The 16,257-nt window shown below is 63.6% G+C and carries 17 protein-coding genes; 4 read left to right on the top strand and 13 right to left on the bottom strand.

Going from position 1 to position 16,257, the window contains the following annotated elements:
• Nucleotides 1–2: 2 nt before the first annotated feature.
• The 3 genes from QGV55_RS06550 to QGV55_RS06540 all read right to left on the bottom strand — a co-directional run bounded on the left by QGV55_RS06550 (nucleotide 3) and on the right by QGV55_RS06540 (nucleotide 2,212).
• The gene (locus QGV55_RS06550; RefSeq protein WP_281017652.1) at nucleotides 3–779 is read right to left on the bottom strand and encodes an SDR family oxidoreductase; all 777 of its coding nucleotides are present in this window, start codon (nucleotides 777–779) and stop codon (nucleotides 3–5) included.
• 35 nt (nucleotides 780–814) lie between these two features.
• On the bottom strand, nucleotides 815–1,885 hold the full coding sequence (locus tag QGV55_RS06545; protein WP_281017653.1) for a malate/lactate/ureidoglycolate dehydrogenase: 1,071 nt from the start codon (nucleotides 1,883–1,885) through the stop codon (nucleotides 815–817).
• Nucleotides 1,886–1,993: 108 nt separating this feature from the next.
• Complete coding sequence (locus tag QGV55_RS06540) at nucleotides 1,994–2,212, bottom strand: hypothetical protein (RefSeq protein ID WP_281017654.1); 219 nt, start codon at nucleotides 2,210–2,212, stop codon at nucleotides 1,994–1,996.
• Nucleotides 2,213–2,313: 101 nt separating this feature from the next.
• On the opposite strand from QGV55_RS06540, the gene QGV55_RS06535 reads away from it, so the two are divergent.
• The 3 genes from QGV55_RS06535 to QGV55_RS06525 are packed head-to-tail and all read left to right on the top strand — an operon-like array spanning nucleotide 2,314 to nucleotide 2,999.
• A complete protein-coding gene (locus QGV55_RS06535; RefSeq protein WP_281017655.1) occupies nucleotides 2,314–2,622 on the top strand; it encodes a hypothetical protein in 309 nt (102 codons plus the stop codon).
• The gene (locus QGV55_RS06530; protein ID WP_281017656.1) at nucleotides 2,615–2,758 is read left to right on the top strand and encodes a hypothetical protein; all 144 of its coding nucleotides are present in this window, start codon (nucleotides 2,615–2,617) and stop codon (nucleotides 2,756–2,758) included. The genes QGV55_RS06535 and QGV55_RS06530 overlap by 8 nt, the downstream gene beginning before the upstream one ends.
• A gap of 49 nt (nucleotides 2,759–2,807) precedes the next feature.
• Nucleotides 2,808–2,999 carry a PLDc N-terminal domain-containing protein gene (locus tag QGV55_RS06525; RefSeq protein WP_281017657.1) on the top strand — a complete coding sequence of 64 codons (192 nt, stop codon included), beginning with the start codon at nucleotides 2,808–2,810 and terminating at the stop codon, nucleotides 2,997–2,999.
• A 112-nt stretch (nucleotides 3,000–3,111) separates the two neighbouring features.
• On the opposite strand, the gene QGV55_RS06520 is transcribed toward QGV55_RS06525, so the two are convergent.
• The 8 genes from QGV55_RS06520 to QGV55_RS06485 all read right to left on the bottom strand — a co-directional run bounded on the left by QGV55_RS06520 (nucleotide 3,112) and on the right by QGV55_RS06485 (nucleotide 12,178).
• The gene (locus QGV55_RS06520; protein ID WP_281017658.1) at nucleotides 3,112–4,677 is read right to left on the bottom strand and encodes a calcium-binding protein; all 1,566 of its coding nucleotides are present in this window, start codon (nucleotides 4,675–4,677) and stop codon (nucleotides 3,112–3,114) included.
• A 315-nt stretch (nucleotides 4,678–4,992) separates the two neighbouring features.
• On the bottom strand, nucleotides 4,993–5,424 hold the full coding sequence (locus QGV55_RS06515; protein WP_281017659.1) for a type II toxin-antitoxin system RatA family toxin: 432 nt from the start codon (nucleotides 5,422–5,424) through the stop codon (nucleotides 4,993–4,995).
• Nucleotides 5,425–5,439: 15 nt separating this feature from the next.
• On the bottom strand, nucleotides 5,440–6,396 hold the full coding sequence (lipA, locus tag QGV55_RS06510; RefSeq protein ID WP_281017660.1) for a lipoyl synthase: 957 nt from the start codon (nucleotides 6,394–6,396) through the stop codon (nucleotides 5,440–5,442).
• Nucleotides 6,397–6,432: 36 nt separating this feature from the next.
• Nucleotides 6,433–7,833, bottom strand: a complete 1,401-nt coding sequence (lpdA, locus tag QGV55_RS06505; protein ID WP_281017661.1) for a dihydrolipoyl dehydrogenase — start codon at nucleotides 7,831–7,833, stop codon at nucleotides 6,433–6,435.
• Nucleotides 7,834–7,848: 15 nt separating this feature from the next.
• Nucleotides 7,849–9,192 carry a pyruvate dehydrogenase complex dihydrolipoamide acetyltransferase gene (locus QGV55_RS06500; RefSeq protein WP_281017662.1) on the bottom strand — a complete coding sequence of 448 codons (1,344 nt, stop codon included), beginning with the start codon at nucleotides 9,190–9,192 and terminating at the stop codon, nucleotides 7,849–7,851.
• Nucleotides 9,193–9,203: 11 nt separating this feature from the next.
• Entirely contained in the window at nucleotides 9,204–10,625 is a 1,422-nt protein-coding gene (locus QGV55_RS06495; protein ID WP_281017663.1) for a pyruvate dehydrogenase complex E1 component subunit beta, read from the bottom strand.
• A gap of 14 nt (nucleotides 10,626–10,639) precedes the next feature.
• Nucleotides 10,640–11,692: a pyruvate dehydrogenase (acetyl-transferring) E1 component subunit alpha gene (gene pdhA / locus QGV55_RS06490; protein WP_281017664.1), complete on the bottom strand. Its 1,053-nt coding sequence runs from the start codon at nucleotides 11,690–11,692 to the stop codon at nucleotides 10,640–10,642.
• Nucleotides 11,693–11,875: 183 nt separating this feature from the next.
• Nucleotides 11,876–12,178, bottom strand: a complete 303-nt coding sequence (locus tag QGV55_RS06485; RefSeq protein ID WP_281017665.1) for a septum formation initiator family protein — start codon at nucleotides 12,176–12,178, stop codon at nucleotides 11,876–11,878.
• A 98-nt stretch (nucleotides 12,179–12,276) separates the two neighbouring features.
• Between QGV55_RS06485 and QGV55_RS06480 the strand changes: the two genes are divergently transcribed.
• Nucleotides 12,277–13,557 carry a DUF2254 domain-containing protein gene (locus QGV55_RS06480; protein WP_281017666.1) on the top strand — a complete coding sequence of 427 codons (1,281 nt, stop codon included), beginning with the start codon at nucleotides 12,277–12,279 and terminating at the stop codon, nucleotides 13,555–13,557.
• A gap of 105 nt (nucleotides 13,558–13,662) precedes the next feature.
• Here the strand turns inward: QGV55_RS06480 and pnp are convergent, their stop codons facing one another.
• Together pnp and rpsO are read right to left on the bottom strand one after the other, a co-directional pair.
• Complete coding sequence (gene pnp / locus QGV55_RS06475) at nucleotides 13,663–15,840, bottom strand: polyribonucleotide nucleotidyltransferase (protein WP_281017667.1); 2,178 nt, start codon at nucleotides 15,838–15,840, stop codon at nucleotides 13,663–13,665.
• A gap of 126 nt (nucleotides 15,841–15,966) precedes the next feature.
• Complete coding sequence (rpsO, locus tag QGV55_RS06470; protein ID WP_281017668.1) at nucleotides 15,967–16,236, bottom strand: 30S ribosomal protein S15; 270 nt, start codon at nucleotides 16,234–16,236, stop codon at nucleotides 15,967–15,969.
• Nucleotides 16,237–16,257 lie beyond the last annotated feature (21 nt).

Raw genomic sequence — 16,257 nt, 5'->3', positions numbered from 1 at the left:
ACCTACAAGGCCGCGCACATCCCGCCATCGATGTTGATCGCGGTCCCGGTGATGTAGCTGGAACGCTCCGAGGCCAGGAAGGCGACCAGGTCCGCATATTCCTCTGCCTCACCCACCCGTCCGAGCGGGATGCGCGACGCCAGGTTCTCGTACAGCGTCTCGACAGGCGTCTCGGCAGTGGCCCGGCGGTCCCACTGGGCACTCTTCAGCAAGCCGATGCAGATCGCGTTGACGCGGATGTTGTCGCCGGCCAGTTCATCCGACAGCGACTTCGTCAGGTTCAGACCGGCCGCACGCGACAGCGATGTCGGCAGTTGTCCGGCCCGGGGCGTCTTGCCGCCGCCGATGGAGGCATTGATGATGGAGCCTGCGCCCCGCGCCCTGATATGCGGAATCGCCAGCCGGCACATACGCACCGCCCCCATGATCTTCAGGTCGAAATCCGCCTGCCAGGCCGCGTCATCCAGATCCTGAAGCCTGTGGGCCGCTGACGCGCCCGCATTGTTGACCAGGATGTCGATGCCACCAAAGGCCTCGACCGTGCGGGAAACCAGCGTCTCGCAGTCAGCCAGCCGGGTCACGTCGGCCTGTACGCCAAGCACCGGGCCGCCGCCTTGCGCCGAGAGTTCCTTCGCCACTGCTTCCACATGATCCTTGCGGCGGCCACAGATGACCACTTTCGCCCCTTCCGCCGCCAGCAGCGCCGCGCTGGCACGGCCGAGCCCGTCACTGCCGCCGGTGATGATCGCAACCTTGTCTTCCAGTCCGAGCCTGAACATGCCCAGCCCTCCCCATGCTTCTCTGTTGGTCCTGTCTATTCTGCCCAGGCGCGGGCCTTGCCCTCGTCCATGCCGACCTGAACGGCGGCCTGCACCATCTCCTCCCAGGTCGTGTCATCGACGGGCACGCCGTTCGCCAGGCGCTCGGCCATCGACTTGCGCTCCGGATCGCCCGGGATCATGACTTCCTCGACACCCGGTGCGGGGGGCGACTGCTTCACGTAGCTGATGAAACCGTCGAGTTCGCTCATCAGCGCGCTCCGATCTGTCAGCCGGTCCGGGTCGACCAGGATGGTCAGCATGTTGTTGATGATGGAATGCCCGTCGGAGCGCTCCGGCAGGAAGGAACCACCGCCCGAAAGCGCTCCGGCCAGCACTTCGCAGACCAGCGCCAGGCCATAGCCCTTGTGCTCCCCCATCGCCAGCAACGCGCCGCGCGGTTCGTCGAACATGACAGACGGGTTCAGCGTGCGGTTGCCCTCGGGGTCGATCAGGCAGTCAGGTGGCATCTCCACACCCTTGTTATGCGCCACACGCACCTTGCCCATCGCGACCTTCGTCGTCGCCATGTCCAGCACCATGCGCGGGTGACCGGGTGTGGCGGGCACCGCCGTGCAATAGGGATTGGTGGTGAAGCGGGCGTCGGAGCCGCCGTGCGGTGCAACCAGCGGCATCCGCGTGATGGCGTTCACCCAGTGAATCGAGATCAGTCCCGCGTCGGTTGCCTGTTCGCCCCAAGCACCGATGCGACCAAGGTGATGGCTGTTGCGCAGGCTCATGAGGCAGAGCCCCTGCGCCTTGGCGACGGCAATACCCATCTCCATCGCCTCTTCACCGATGACCTGCCCGTAACCGGCATTGCCATCCAGTTGCAGGATCGCGCCATCATCCCGGACGACGCTGACATGCTGATTGGCTTTCAGCTTGCCGAACTGCAATGCGTTGACATAGGCAGGCATCATGCCGATGCCGTGGCTGTCATGACCACGCAGATTGGCACCGACAAGCTGGTGACCGATCTTGCCCGCCTCCACGTCGCCGGACCCGCCCGCACGGGCGATCTCGGCCACAAATCCCTCAAGCTTCTCAGCCGCGATTGTCGGCATCCGTCTTCCTCCCCATTTTCCTGCTTGTCTCAGTCTTGCAGCAATGCGGAGAGACGAAAAGCCATTCGAACTTCTGACAGGGTCACCCTCCGGAAAGGGTGCGACCGGTCACTCAGGTTCAACGACGCGAAATTCCGTGGAGGTCTTGTCCGCGGTCGGCTCCTCGAGATCAACCGCAGCGAGGCCGCGACGGATCAGCTCCCGGATCGCGGCAGCACGCGACGGCATGCGATGGCGGAACCGCCAGTCATCGATCGCCTCCATCTCAAGGTCGTCCAGCATCAGCTGCAGTTTCTCGGTGCGCTTCGGCGGCATGTTCTCGGGCATTCATCGGACCTCCATTGAAGCATCAACATACGCCACTTACTCCAACCACTCCAATGACCAATTCCACTACACCAACGGAAGTAATTGAGTTGCCCTAGTTCATGTATCCTGAGCAGGTTATTGACAATACATCGCCACACCAACCGACACATACGAAAAAATTTGAATTCCTCTCGGCAATCATCATTTTAACGACAACACAAAACGAGGGAGATTTTCTCATGCCGCTTCTTCTATCACTTGTGACAGAAGATGACATATTGGAGGAATCGAACGACAATTATTTGGGAAAATCAGATAAAGCGTCGAGATTAACTCTCGAAGATCCCAAAGCACGCAGAAGTTTACAGGCTGCGATGCAGGGCAAGACCCTGCTGCAGCGCATCACCGAGGAGAAGAAACATGACTGACATCCTGAAACGTCTGAGCCTGATTGGTGTCCTTGCCGTGATGATCGGTGGCCTGGCGGCCTGTGACAACACGATCCGCGGCATCGGTGCGGACATCAACGACAGCGCCGAGGCCGTCGAAGACTCGACCGAGTAACGGTTCCCTCCCACTTCGCGATAGTTGAACGACGAGAGGAACTGAACAAATGGAAGTCACTGGCATTCTCGGCCTGATCATCCTGATCGCGGATATCTGGGCCATCGTGAAGATCTTCGGCAGCGGAGCGGGCACAGGCGCCAAGGTCATATGGATCGTGGTCATCCTGTTGCTGCCGGTACTCGGCCTGATCCTGTGGCTGCTCTTCGGCCCCAAGACCCCGGCCGTCGGACGGGTCTGACGCCGACCGTCAGTCCACTGAAGTCCGAAGCGGCGTCAAGAACCGCGCAACCCGGACCATATCTTTTGCAGAGCAGTCGCCCGGCGGGCGGCTGGTCTTCCTTCGTTCAGCCTCAGAACAGGCCTGATGCGGGATCGAAGCTGACCTCGTCGAGGTCCAGAGTGTGCTCCCTGATCCGCACCAGATTGACGAGGTCGTGTCCGTCGCCAGTCCCATCCAGGTCGATCTGCAGGAAGCTGTCGCCACCGACCTGGCGGACAGCGAGAAAATCCGACACCTGGCCGGAGCTGACTGCCCCGATGAGAGCGTCAGGAACGCCCTGAATGACGATCCTGTCGCCATCATTCCACTCGGTGATCTGGTCGATGGGTCCACCAAGGTCTTCAATACGGAGCACGAACAGATCATCACCCGCACCGCCGGAAAGGCGATCATAGCCAGCGTCGGCAATCAGCACGTCGTCGCCGTCGCCGCCGAAGAGCTTGTCGTCGCCGTCGCCACCGATCAGCGTATCCGCACCATCGCCGCCATGCAGGACGTCCAGCTTGGCGCCGCCGTCGAGCAGATCGTCGCCCGCGTCCCCGAACAGGTTGTCGCGTCCGCCGTTGCCCCGCAGTTCGTCATCATCCAGACCACCGAAGATGATGTCACGGTCTTCACCGCCACTCAGGACATCGTCACCATCATCGCCGAACAGCCGATCGATGCCATCGCCGCCGATGATCGTGTCCGCCCCGGCACCACCTGAGATCCTGTCGTCGCCGCCCCTGCCGCGCATCACCTGGTCGCCTATGCCGCCATGCATGCGGTCCGGGCCGTTGTCGCCACGCAGCACCGGTGCCGACGGGTCGCCTGCGCCGCCCCCCGGCCCGCCGTCGCCCGTCAGTGTGTCATCGACACCGCCGCCTGCTGGCGTGTCATCGCCGCCGCCCGAGAGCGTGTCGCCGGAGCCACCACCCGCTGGCGTGTCATTGCCGCCGCCCGTCAGCGTGTCGCCGGAACCACCACCCGTGGGCGTGTCATCGCCACCGCCCGTCAGCGTGTCGCCGGAGCCACCACCCGCTGGCGTGTCATTGCCGCCGCCCGTCAGCGTGTCGCCAGAGCCGCCACCTGCGGGCGTGTCATCGCCGCCGCCCGAGAGCGTGTCGCCGGAGCCACCACCTGCGGGCGTGTCATCGCCACTGCCGGACAGAGTGTCCTCGGTGGGCCTCAGCAGCGGTGAATTCGGTTCGCGAAGGTCCAGTATCGAACCATCCTCGAAATGCAGACCGTCGATACCGCCGCTCAGCGAACTGAACTGCCCGCGCAGGACAATTGTTCCGCCAGCCGCAATGCCGATGAACAGGTCGTTGCCGACACGGTCGAAAGACAGTTCTTCCCGCACGATCCCGTCCTGAAACAGGATGACGTTCGTGTCGCGGCTTGGTGTCTCGATGATGATCGAATGGTCGCCTGGCAGCAGATCACGACCGATCAGGTAAGTGTCGTTGCCGCTGCCGCCAATCAGGAAGTCACTGCCCGTGCCGCCTGTTATGGTGTCGTTGCCGCGCGCGCCGTGCAGACGATCGTCTCCGTCGCCGCCGGAAACGACATCATTGCCAGCATAACCCCACAGAACATCGTTGCCTGCTGTTCCTGTCAGGGTCACATCTGCAAAGGGATCTTCCGGCAGGGCCATGTCAGACGCCCAGTGCGCTGTGGTGGTGACCACGCGTCAGAGACCGTCCGGCGCTTTGAGCCAGGCAGAAGATTCTCGGCACCCCCTCGAACGGCTGGTCGGTAGGCGACCCCGGGTGACCCGAGGTGTCATCAACGCCAGCCTGTTAATTGTTTCTTTACATGTTCATGTCTCGCGCTGGTCGTGAAGCGAAATCCGCAGGGGATGCCATATGATTCCGGCAGAGTGTGTTGATTCACACACTACTGTGCTCAAATCAGCTCGATGTCAGGGAGTTACAGCTTCGGCAGTGGTACATGAAACCCACATCATGGATCATCCGTAGAGTGCTGCCGCCCGCTTCTCGAATGCCGCCACCATGCGGCGCACTGCCTCGTGAAACAGTGGCTCGATGGCCTTTCGCAGCAGCAGGGAGCGAAACTCGAAATCCACCTTGAAGTCGATCTCACAGCCGTCCGGGTGGGGCCGGAAGTGCCAGTGGTTCTCGAGGTATCGCATCGGCCCTTCCACATAGGCCACATCGATGGTCAGGGTCGCCGGATCCAGATCGACCTTGGAGCGAAACCGCTCCCGGAAGACCTTGAACCCGATCAGCAGGTCCGCCAGCACCTCATGCTCCGACTGACGCACGATGCGCGCGCCAACGCACCAGGGCAGGAACTCGGGATAGCGCCCGATGTCCGCGACAAGGCTGTACATCTGCTCCGGCGTGTGCGGCAGCACGCGCGTTTCGGAATGTTTGGGCATGTCAGGGAACCCGGGTCAGGCTGTTCCGGTGGCGAGGCGCTTTTCCCGCGCGGCACGAAGCCGTTCGAAATCATCACCGGCATGGTACGACGACCGGGTCAGTGGCGTGGCGGAGACCATCAGGAACCCCTTGCCATAGGCATTGCGCTCGTAGGCCGCGAATTCTTCCGGGGTCACGAAGCGGTCCACCGCGTGATGCTTTACCGTCGGCTGCAGGTACTGGCCGATGGTCATGAAATCGACGTCCGCCGAGCGCAGGTCGTCCATGATCTGCAGCACTTCCTCCCGCTGCTCCCCCAGTCCGACCATGATGCCGGACTTGGTGAAGATCGACGGATCCATTTCCTTCACCTCGGCCAGGATGCGCAGGGAGTGGAAATAGCGCGCGCCGGGCCGCACCGACGCATAGAGCCGCGGCACGGTTTCCATGTTGTGGTTGAAGACGTCCGGCTTCGCCTCCACCACCATCTCCAGCGCACCCGGCTTCTTCTGGAAGTCGGGTACCAGCACCTCGATGGTGGTCTTCGGGCTGGCCTGGCGGATGCAGGTGATGGTGCGGGCGAAATGGTCCGCCCCGCCATCAGCCAGGTCATCCCGGTCAACGGATGTCACGACGACGTGCGCCAGTCCCAGCTTCGCCACCGACTGTGCCACATTCTCCGGCTCGAACGGGTCCAGCGCACCAGGCTTGCCGGTCTTGACGTTGCAGAAGCTGCAGGCGCGCGTGCAGGTGTCGCCCAGGATCATCATGGTCGCATGACCCTTGGCCCAGCACTCGCCGATGTTCGGACACGCCGCCTCCTCGCACACCGTGTTCAGCTTGTGCGTGCGCATGATGCGCCGGGTTTCCATGTACTCCGGCGACGTCGGCGCCTTCACCCGGATCCAGGCAGGCTTCTTCTTCCAGACCGGATTGTCCGGCCTGTGCGCCTTCTCGGGGTGACGGACGGTCGATTTGGTGGTGTCAGGCATGACTCTGTTCGGTCCTGCTGTGTTTCAGTCGGTGCTTCAGAAGTGGATGGCCCGACCGTAGGCGTCAAGGACGGATTCGTGCATCATTTCCGACAGGGTCGGGTGCGGGAAGACGGTGTGCATCAGTTCGGCCTCCGTCGTTTCCAGCGTCTTGGCAATGCCATAGCCCTGGATCAGTTCGGTGACCTCCGCGCCGATCATGTGCGCGCCCAGCAACTCGCCGGTCTTCTTGTCGAACACGGTCTTCACCATGCCCTCCGGCTCGCCCAGCGCAATCGCCTTGCCGTTACCCATGAAGGGGAAGCGGCCAACGCGCACGTCATGGCCCTTCTCCTTCGCCGCAGCCTCGGTCAGGCCGACGCTGGCCACCTGGGGCTGGCAGTAGGTACAGCCGGGAATGTTGCTGGTATCCAGCGGATGCACATCCAGACCGGCAATCTTCTCGACGCAGATCACGCCCTCATGACTCGCCTTGTGCGCCAGCCAGGGCGGGCCGCAGAGGTCGCCGATGGCATAGACGCCCGGTTCCCCGGTCCGGCAGTAGGCATCGATCTCCACATGGGTGCGGTCGACCTTCACCTTCGTGTTCTCCAACCCGATGTCCTCGACATTGCCGACGATGCCGACAGCCAGGATCACCCGGTCCACGGTCAGGGACTGGCTCTTGCCATCCTTGCCCTTGATGGAGGCGGTAACGGAATTCGACTTGCGGTCCAGCTTCTCCACCGTCGCGCCGGTCATGATCTTCATGCCCTGCTTGGTGAAGGCCTTCTCGGCGAAGGCCGAGATCTCCGCATCCTCGACCGGCAGCACCCGGTCCATGACCTCGACCACCGTCACATCCACACCCAGGGTGCGGTAGAAACTGGCGAATTCGATGCCGATGGCACCGGAGCCGACAACCAGCAGCGACTTCGGCAGTTCCTCAGGCACCATGGCTTCACGATAGGTCCAGACCAGCTTGCCGTCGGGTTCCAGGCCCGGCAGCGACCGCGCCCGGGCACCGGTGGCGAGGATGATGTGCTTTGCCTTGATCTCCTCCACCGTCTTGCCGTCCTTCGTGACACTGACGGTGCCCTTGCCGGCCAGTGCCCCCTGCCCGTCGAAGACCGTGACCTTGTTCTTCTTCAGCAGGTGCTTCACGCCGCCGGAAAGCTGTCCGGCCACCTTGCGGGAGCGCTTCACGATGGCGGCATTGTCGATCTCGATCTTGCCGTCGATGCGGAAGCCGTAATCCTGCGCGTGGCTCATCAGGTGATAGACCTCGGCCGAGCGCAGCAGTGCCTTGGTCGGGATGCAGCCCCAGTTGAGGCAGATGCCCCCCAGGTGTTCCCGCTCCACAAGTGCCGCGTTCATGCCGAGCTGTGCCGCCCGGATCGCCGCCACGTATCCGCCGGGGCCACCGCCCACGACGACGAGGTCGAAATTCTTCGCCATGATCTTCGTCCTCCGTCAGAGCAGCATGGTGAGCGGGTCTTCGAGCAGGCCCTTGAGGGTTTCCAGGAACGCCGCGCCCTCGGCACCACCGAAGACACGGTGATCCGCCGACAGGGTTGCAGTCATCACCGTTGCCACCGCCAGCGCGCCATCCTTCACCACCGGCTTCTGGGTTCCCGAGCCGACAGCCAGGATCGCCGCCTGCGGCGGATTGATGACGGCCACGAACTGGTCGATGCCGAACATGCCGAGGTTGGAAATGGTGAAGGTGCCGCCCGCAAACTCGTCGGGCTTCAGCTTGCCGTCCCGCGCCCGACCCGCCAGGTCCTTGGTCTCGGCAGAGATCTGCTGCAGGCCCTTCTGGTCCGTGTTCCGCACCACCGGCGTGATCAGCCCGCCCTCTATCGCCACGGCCACCGACACGTCCACCTTGCGATGCTGCAGGATGGCATTCTCGGTGAACTGGGAATTGATCTCCGGATGCTTGCGCAGCGCCAGGGCCGAGGCCCGGACGATGAAGTCATTGACGGAGATCTTGTAGGCGTCGGAGCGGCTGTTGAGGTCCTTCCGCAGCGCCAGCAGCGCATCCAGTTCGATGTCGATGGTCAGATAGAAATGCGGCACCGTCTGCTTCGACTCGGTGAGCCGGCGCGCGATGGTCTTCCGCATGGAGTTGAGCTTGATCTCCTCGTAATCGTCGGTGACCGGAGGATAGTCCTTCGCGGCGGCGGGGGCCGATGGGGCCGATTTCGCCGGGGCGTCCGACGCCGCTTCCGCCTTCGGCGCATCCGCCTGCTTCCTGCCGGTCCCGCTTTCAAGCGCGGCCTCGACATCGCGCTTCACGACGCGCCCCTTTGGCCCCGTTCCTTCGATCTGCGACAGGTCCAGACCTTCCTGGGACGCCATGCGCTTGGCCAGCGGGCTGGCAAAGACGCGCCCGCCCTTGCCACCGCCGGAACCGCCACCTGAGGCGGCCTTCGGCACGGGTTTCGGATCGTCCTTGGCCTCAGCCTCGGCTTCGGGCTCAGGCTCGGGTGCCTTCCCGGCATCTGCATCTCCGCCGGAGCCACCCCCGGCCGACTTTGCCTCGAAACCGTCAAGGGCGCTCTCGTCCTCGCCCTCCTCCAGCAGCACGGCGATGGGGGCGTTGACCTTCACGCCTTCCGTCCCCGCCTCCACCAGCAGCTTGCCGATGGTGCCCTCCTCCACGGCCTCGACTTCCATCGTGGCCTTGTCCGTCTCGATCTCGCAGAGCACGTCGCCGGACGAGACAGTATCACCCGGCTTCACCTGCCAGCTCGCCAGCGTGCCCTCTTCCATCGTGGGGGAAAGCGCCGGCATGGTAATGGTAATCGGCATGTCGCGTCCCCCTATTCGCTGTAGCAGACGGCCTTGGCCGCCGCGACGATGTGATCGGACTGGGGCAGTGCCAGCTTCTCCAGATTGGCGGCATAGGGCATCGGCACATCAACGCCGGACACCCGCTTCACGGGCGCATCCAGCCAGTCGAAGGCTTCCTCCATGATCCGCGCCGACAGTTCGGCACCAATGCCACAGGTGGGCCAGGCTTCCTCCACGGTCACGCAGCGATTGGTCTTCTGCACGGAGCGGACGATGGTGGCGCTGTCCAGCGGGCGCAGGGACCGCAGGTCGATGACCTCCGCGTCGATCCCTTCCTCCGCCAGCTTCTCCGCCGCCTCCAGCGCCTTGCCGACAGTGATGGAATAACCGACCAGGGTCACGTCCTTGCCGGGACGAACGACCTTGGCCTTGCCGATGGGCAGCACGAATTCGGGATCCGTTGCCACATCCCAGGTGCGGCCATAGAGAACCTCGTTCTCCAGGAAGATCACCGGGTTGGGGTCGCGGATCGCGGCCTTCAGCAGCGCCTTGGCACTCATCGCGTCATAGGGGGCCACGACCTTCAGGCCCGGCACGGAAGCATACCAGGGGGCATAGTCCTGACTGTGCTGCGCGCCCACCCGCGCCGCCGCGCCGTTGGGGCCACGGAAGACAATGGGGCACCCCATCTGGCCGCCGGACATGTAGAGGGTCTTGGCCGCCGAATTGATGATGTGGTCGATCGCCTGCATGGCGAAGTTGAAGGTCATGAACTCGACGATCGGCTTCAGGCCGCCAAAGGCCGCACCGACGCCGATCCCGGCAAAGCCGTGCTCCGTGATCGGGGTGTCGATGACACGCCGGGGACCGAACTTCTCCAGCAGTCCCTGGCTGACCTTGTAGGCACCCTGATACTCGGCCACTTCCTCACCCATCAGGAACACGACCTCGTCGCGCTCCATCTCTTCCATCATGGCATCGCGAAGGGCCTCGCGCAGGGTGACGTTGGCCGTCTCCGCCCCCTCCGGCAGGTCGGGTTCGGAATCATCGGCGTCGCTCTCCGGTGCGTTGTCGCGGGCCTTGGGTTCTGCCTTCGGCTTTTCCTTCTCCTCGGCAGGCGCATCGTCGCTGTCCGTTTCCGCCGCGTCGGCCTTCGGCGCGGGCCCCCCTGCGCCGGCGTCGAAGCCGTCCAGGGCGCTCTCGTCCTCGCCATCTTCCAGCAGCACGGCGATGGGCGCATTCACCTTCACGCCCTCGGCCCCCTCATCGACAATCAGCTTGCCGATGGTGCCTTCGTCCACCGCCTCAACCTCCATGGTCGCCTTGTCGGTCTCGATCTCGCAGAGCACGTCACCGGGTCCAATCTTGTCGCCGGGTTTCACCATCCATTTCGCGAGTGTGCCTTCCTCCATCGTGGGGGAAAGCGCGGGCATCAAAATCGGTACTGGCATCCGTCTTCCCTCCCTCAGGCTTCGACAAGCACGTCAGTGTAGAGCTCGGACGCGTCCGGCTCCGGGCTGTTCTGGGCGAACTCGGCGGCATCGCTGACGATGGCCTTCACATCCCTGTCGATGGCTTTCAGTTCATCCTCGGTCGCGTTCAGCTTCTCCAGCAGCATCTGGCGCACCCGTTCGATCGGATCGCGCTCCGCCCGCATCTTGTTGACCTCCTCCTTCGACCGGTACTTCGCCGGATCCGACATGGAGTGGCCACGATAGCGATAGGTCTTCATTTCCAGGATCATCGGTCCCTTGCCGCCGCGGACATAGGCAACGGCCTCTTCCGCCGCCGCCTTCACGGCGAGCACGTCCATGCCGTCGACCTGGACACCGGGAATGCCGAAGCTCTCGCCGCGCTTCGCCAGTTCGGGCTGCGCCGACGACCGGGCAACCGAAGTGCCCATGGCGTACTGGTTGTTCTCGATCACGTAGATCACCGGCAGCTTCCAGAGCGCGGCCATGTTGAAGGCCTCATAGACCTGCCCCTGGTTGGCGGAGCCGTCACCGAAGTAGGCGACGCTCAGGGCGTCCGAGCCCTTGTACTTCTCCGCAAACGCCAGCCCGGTCCCCAGTGGCACCTGGGCGCCGACAATGCCGTGCCCGCCATAGAAATTCTTCTGGCGGCTGAACATGTGCATGGAGCCGCCCTTGCCCTTGGAATAGCCCCCGGCGCGCCCTGTCAGTTCCGCCATGACACCGTTGGATTCCATCCCGCAGGCCAGCATGTGACCATGGTCGCGGTACGATGTGATGACCTTGTCGTTGCCGGTCAGCGCCGCCTGGATGCCGACGACCACCGCTTCCTGGCCGATGTAGAGGTGACAGAAGCCGCCGATCAGACCCATGCCGTACATCTGTCCGGCCTTCTCCTCGAACCGGCGGATCAGCAGCATCTCCCGATAGAGCTCCAGCAGTTCTTCCTTGCTGACGTCGGGCTGCTTCGAAGCGGTTGATTTCGCGGCAGATTTTGCAGGCGTCCTGCGGCTGCGCGTCGTGCGGGTCTGCGGGGTCCTGGCCATGAGTCCTCCTCAAGGGTTGGAAATCCACGCCGATCATCGACCCTGATTGTGCCAGGGTTCCGGGCGCGGACTGGCGTTTCGCTGGCAACAGTAACGCACAACGACAAGTCGATTGCATGAACAATTGCATCATTAACTGAATATCGGTTAATACCCGAAAATCACCGGCCGGAGCGGACAGGCTCAGTCCTTCTTCAGGATCACGATGTCTTCCGGCAGGGTCCAGCCCAGCACCCGGCGAACCTGCTCATCGAGAATATCCGCATCGACCGCCGGTCCGGACATCAGCCGCACACGGCGCTGCAACGCAGCCTGTTCCTGTTCCAGCATCGCCAGATGCGCCGCGCGCTCCACCGTCCGTGCCTGGAGGCTCTCTGTCGCCAGCAGCCCCCGGTCACCCCAGGTGGCGTGGAAACCGAAATAGCCAACGCACAGCGCGCCGAGCAGCAGCGGCAGGTATCGGGTGATGCGAGATTTGATCTTCATCGTCGAATCGAATCAGAAACCGATTCGACGGTCAAGCAAAAGTCGACGAACTCTCGACAAGTCCCTCATTTGCCTATTGAATTCCATACAGGCGTAGCATGGCGGGAACAGTGACGATGATTTCCAAGTGGCAATGGCTGATGCTCCAGCTTTCCAGGACCCTCTGGATACGCGTCGCGCTGTTCTGCCTGCTGGCAGTGATCACGGCACTCGTTGCGACCTATCTGGATCCGCTGGTGCCGCCGGAGCTGTCGCGCAGGGTCGGTGCGGGCGCGGTGGAGGACATCCTGCACATCCTTGCCTCCAGCATGCTGGCGGTGACCACATTCTCCCTCAGCGTGATGGTCTCGGCCTATTCGGCGGCGGCCACCAGCGTGACACCCAGGGCCACGGCGCTGCTGATGCAGGACACGACGACCCAGAACGTCCTTGCGACCTTCATCGGCACCTTCGTCTTCTCGCTGGTGGGCATCGTGGCGCTGAACACCGGCTTCTACGGCGATGCCGGGCAGGTCGCCGTGCTGGCGGTGACCGTGGCCGTCATCCTGCTGATGGTCATGACCCTGTTCCGCTGGATCGAGCACCTCTCGCGGCTTGGTCGGGTCAGCGACACCACGGACCGCGTCGAGCATGCGGCCTTCGCCGCCATCTGCGGCCGGGTCGAGGATCCGGCGCTGGGCGGGCGGATCCTCGATGAGGAGAGCACCGCGGTCCCCGATGATGCCGTGCCTCTCAACGTGCCGACCATCGGCTACCTGCAGCACCTGGCCGTCGACCAGCTGTCGGATCATGCGGAGAGCGCCGGCGGCGAGATCTTCGTGACGGTGCTGCCGGGACAGTTCATCCATCCGGCAATGGACGTGGCCTGGCTGAGCGGTTTTCCGGACGGTTTCGACCCGCAGGACCTGGCCCCCGCCTTCCGCATCGGTCGCGACCGGTCCTTCGACCAGGATCCGCGCTTCGGCCTCGTGGTGCTGTCGGAAATCGCCTCCCGCGCGCTGTCACCGGCGGTGAACGATTCCGGCACCGCCAAGGACGTGCTGGCCCGCGCCGTGCGGCTGCTGCTGCTGTGGAGCCAGCGAGAGCAGGACAAGGACAGGCAGGAACTGCGTTTCCCGAGGATCTGGGTGCCGCCCCTGCTGCTGCCCGACCTGTTCGACGACCTCTTCACCCCCCTCGCCCGCGACGGCGCCCCCCATGTGGACGTGCATATCGCACTGCAGAACGGCCTGGGAGCCCTCTACGCCACTGGGCATCAGGAAATGCGGAAGCAGGCCCTGCGGCACTCGCGCATGGCCCTGGAGCGGGCGGAGAACGCCCTGCTGCTGGACAGCGAACGGGCGCGGGTCCGCGAAACGGCGGAAGCCAACTTCTCCTGAAGCTCCTCCAACGCCCCGGTGAAACGGATGCCGCCGGAACGAAAAGGGGCCCCGGCATCTGCCGGGGCCCCTTTCCGTGGACCTGTCTGAAAGTGACCGGTCGTATCAGTCGCGACGACGGCGCGGACGGTCTCCGCCACGGCCACCGCCACCGCTACGTTCCCGCTGCGGCAGGGGCTCGACGCCCTCGATCTCCTCGCCGGTCTCCTGATTGACGTAGCGCATCGACAGGCGAACCTTGCCGCGATCATCCACGTCCAGCAGCTTGACCCAGACTTCATCACCCTCGTTGGCGACATCGGTCACCTTCTCGGTGCGGCCGTCCTGCAGCTCCGAGATGTGCACCAGTCCGTCGCGCGGGCCGAAGAAGTTGATGAAGGCACCAAAGTCCATGGTCTTGACGACCTTGCCCTTGTAGATGGCGCCGACTTCCGGCTCTGCCGTGATCGACTTGATCCAGTTGATGGCCTTCTCGGCAGCGGCACCGTCGGAGGAGGCGACCTTGATCGAACCATCGTCGTCGATGTCGATCTTGCAGCCGGTCTGCTCCGTGATCTCGCGGATCACCTTGCCGCCGGTACCGATGACATCGCGGATCTTGTCGGTCGGGACCTTGATCAGCGTGATCCGCGGGGCGGTATCGCGCAGTTCCTCACGCTCCGACGTGATGGCGGTGGCCATCCTGCCGAGGATGTGGTTGCGACCCTCATGTGCCTGCGCCAGGGCGATCTTCATGATCTCCTCGGTGATGCCGGCGATCTTGATGTCCATCTGCAGCGACGTGACACCCGCCTCGGTGCCCGCAACCTTGAAGTCCATGTCGCCCAGATGATCCTCGTCACCGATGATGTCGGACAGGACGGCGAACTCGTCGCCTTCCAGGATCAGACCCATGGCGATACCGGCAACCGGACGGCGCAGCGGCACACCGGCATCCATCATCGCCAGCGACGACCCGCAGACCGTTGCCATGGAGGACGAACCGTTGGACTCGGTCACTTCCGACACGATACGGATCGTGTAGGGGAACTCGTCCTTGGCAGGCATCAGCGGATGCAGCGCGCGCCAGGCCAGCTTGCCATGACCGATCTCGCGACGGCCCGGCCCCATGCGGAAGCTGGTCTCGCCAACCGAGTACGGCGGGAAGTTGTAGTGCAGCATGAAGTGCTGACGGCTCTCGCCCACCAGCGCGTCGATGATCTGCTCGTCCTGACCGGTGCCGAGGGTGGTCACCACCAGCGCCTGGGTCTCGCCACGCGTGAACAGGGCCGAACCATGGGCGCGCGGCAGGACGCCGATCTCGCACTCGATGGGCCGGACGGTCTTCGTGTCGCGACCGTCGATGCGCAGCCCGGTATCCAGGATGGAGCGACGGACCGTGTTCTTTTCCAGCGACTTGAAGGCAGAGGCGACGGCCATGCCGCCTTCCTCGTGATCGCCGAGCGCTTCCATGACCTTGGCCTTGGCGGCGGAGACGGCGTCCTGACGAGCTTTCTTGTCCTTGATGCCATAGGCGGCGGCCAGATCGGCGCGGGCAATGTCGGCAACCTGAGCGGCCAGAGCCTCGGTATAGAGCGGTGCCGGCTCGGCCCACGGCTCCTTCGCCGCGGTCTCGGCCAGATCGATGATCCCATCGATCACCGTCTGGAAGGCCTTGTGACCGAAGGTCACCGCACCCAGCATTTCCTCTTCCGACAGCTCGTCGGCTTCGGATTCCACCATCATCACGGCGTCCTGCGTGCCGGCGACGACGAGATCCAGCTTGGAATCGGACATTTGCTCCAGCGTCGGGTTGAGCAGATATTCGCCATTGGCAAAGCCGACCCGGCAGGCACCCAGCGGACCCATGAAGGGCAGGCCGGAGATCGTCAGCGCGGCGGAGGCACCAACCAGGGCAACGATGTCGGGATCGTTTTCCAGGTCGTGCTGCAGCACCGTGCAGATGATCTGCGTGTCATTCTTGAAACCTTCCGCGAACAGCGGGCGGACCGGCCGGTCGATCAGACGGCAGGTCAGCGTCTCGGCGTCCGACGGGCGGGCCTCACGCTTGAAGAAACCGCCGGGGATCTTGCCTGCGGCAAAGGCCTTTTCCTGGTAATTCACGGTCAGGGGAAAGAAGTCCTGACCTTCCTTGGCGCTCTTGCTGCCAACGACGGTGCAGAGGACCATCGTCTCGCCATATGTGGCCATGACGGCACCGGTCGCCTGCCGGGCGATCTTGCCCGTTTCCAGCACGAGCTTGCGCCCGCCCCAGTCGATTTCCTTGCGGTGTATATCAAACATCTTCTTCTCAACCTTCCTGCAGCAGACCATCCCGCCGCACAAATGACAGGAGGCGAACCGGGCCGCTGCCCGATCCGCCCTGAACCTGTCCCGCTTGTCCGACCGCCATTGGTCGGACGGTCACGATCACCGGCGCAGGCCGAGTCGTGAAATGAGTTCCCGGTAACGGGCATCGTCCTTGTTCTTGAGATAATCAAGCAGCCGCCGGCGCTGGCTGACCATGGTCAGCAGTCCGCGACGGGAGTGATTGTCCTTCTTGTGAGCCTTGAAGTGCTCCGTGAGGGTCAGGATGCGCTGGGTCAGGATTGCGACCTGAACCTCGGGCGATCCGGTGTCGCCTTCACCACGACCATACTCGGCGATAAGCTCGGCTTTGCGCTCGGGCGTAATCGACATCATGTTCCTCCATCAATGGAT

Source organism: Minwuia sp. IMCC3009 (assembly GCF_029909415.1).
Taxonomy (GTDB): domain Bacteria; phylum Pseudomonadota; class Alphaproteobacteria; order Minwuiales; family Minwuiaceae; genus Minwuia.
The sequence above is the reverse complement of the archived record's forward strand: the minus strand, read 5'-3'. Positions and strand labels throughout refer to the sequence as shown.

Coding starts and splice junctions, on each gene's coding strand:
- QGV55_RS06550 (WP_281017652.1), bottom strand. CDS start 779: ATGTTCAGGCTCGGACTGGAAGACAAGGTTGCGATCATCACCGGCGGC.
- QGV55_RS06545 (WP_281017653.1), bottom strand. CDS start 1,885: ATGCCGACAATCGCGGCTGAGAAGCTTGAGGGATTTGTGGCCGAGATC.
- QGV55_RS06540 (WP_281017654.1), bottom strand. CDS start 2,212: ATGCCCGAGAACATGCCGCCGAAGCGCACCGAGAAACTGCAGCTGATG.
- QGV55_RS06535 (WP_281017655.1), top strand. CDS start 2,314: ATGTATCCTGAGCAGGTTATTGACAATACATCGCCACACCAACCGACA.
- QGV55_RS06530 (WP_281017656.1), top strand. CDS start 2,615: ATGACTGACATCCTGAAACGTCTGAGCCTGATTGGTGTCCTTGCCGTG.
- QGV55_RS06525 (WP_281017657.1), top strand. CDS start 2,808: ATGGAAGTCACTGGCATTCTCGGCCTGATCATCCTGATCGCGGATATC.
- QGV55_RS06520 (WP_281017658.1), bottom strand. CDS start 4,677: ATGGCCCTGCCGGAAGATCCCTTTGCAGATGTGACCCTGACAGGAACA.
- QGV55_RS06515 (WP_281017659.1), bottom strand. CDS start 5,424: ATGCCCAAACATTCCGAAACGCGCGTGCTGCCGCACACGCCGGAGCAG.
- lipA (WP_281017660.1), bottom strand. CDS start 6,396: ATGCCTGACACCACCAAATCGACCGTCCGTCACCCCGAGAAGGCGCAC.
- lpdA (WP_281017661.1), bottom strand. CDS start 7,833: ATGGCGAAGAATTTCGACCTCGTCGTCGTGGGCGGTGGCCCCGGCGGA.
- QGV55_RS06500 (WP_281017662.1), bottom strand. CDS start 9,192: ATGCCGATTACCATTACCATGCCGGCGCTTTCCCCCACGATGGAAGAG.
- QGV55_RS06495 (WP_281017663.1), bottom strand. CDS start 10,625: ATGCCAGTACCGATTTTGATGCCCGCGCTTTCCCCCACGATGGAGGAA.
- pdhA (WP_281017664.1), bottom strand. CDS start 11,692: ATGGCCAGGACCCCGCAGACCCGCACGACGCGCAGCCGCAGGACGCCT.
- QGV55_RS06485 (WP_281017665.1), bottom strand. CDS start 12,178: ATGAAGATCAAATCTCGCATCACCCGATACCTGCCGCTGCTGCTCGGC.
- QGV55_RS06480 (WP_281017666.1), top strand. CDS start 12,277: ATGGCGGGAACAGTGACGATGATTTCCAAGTGGCAATGGCTGATGCTC.
- pnp (WP_281017667.1), bottom strand. CDS start 15,840: ATGTTTGATATACACCGCAAGGAAATCGACTGGGGCGGGCGCAAGCTC.
- rpsO (WP_281017668.1), bottom strand. CDS start 16,236: ATGTCGATTACGCCCGAGCGCAAAGCCGAGCTTATCGCCGAGTATGGT.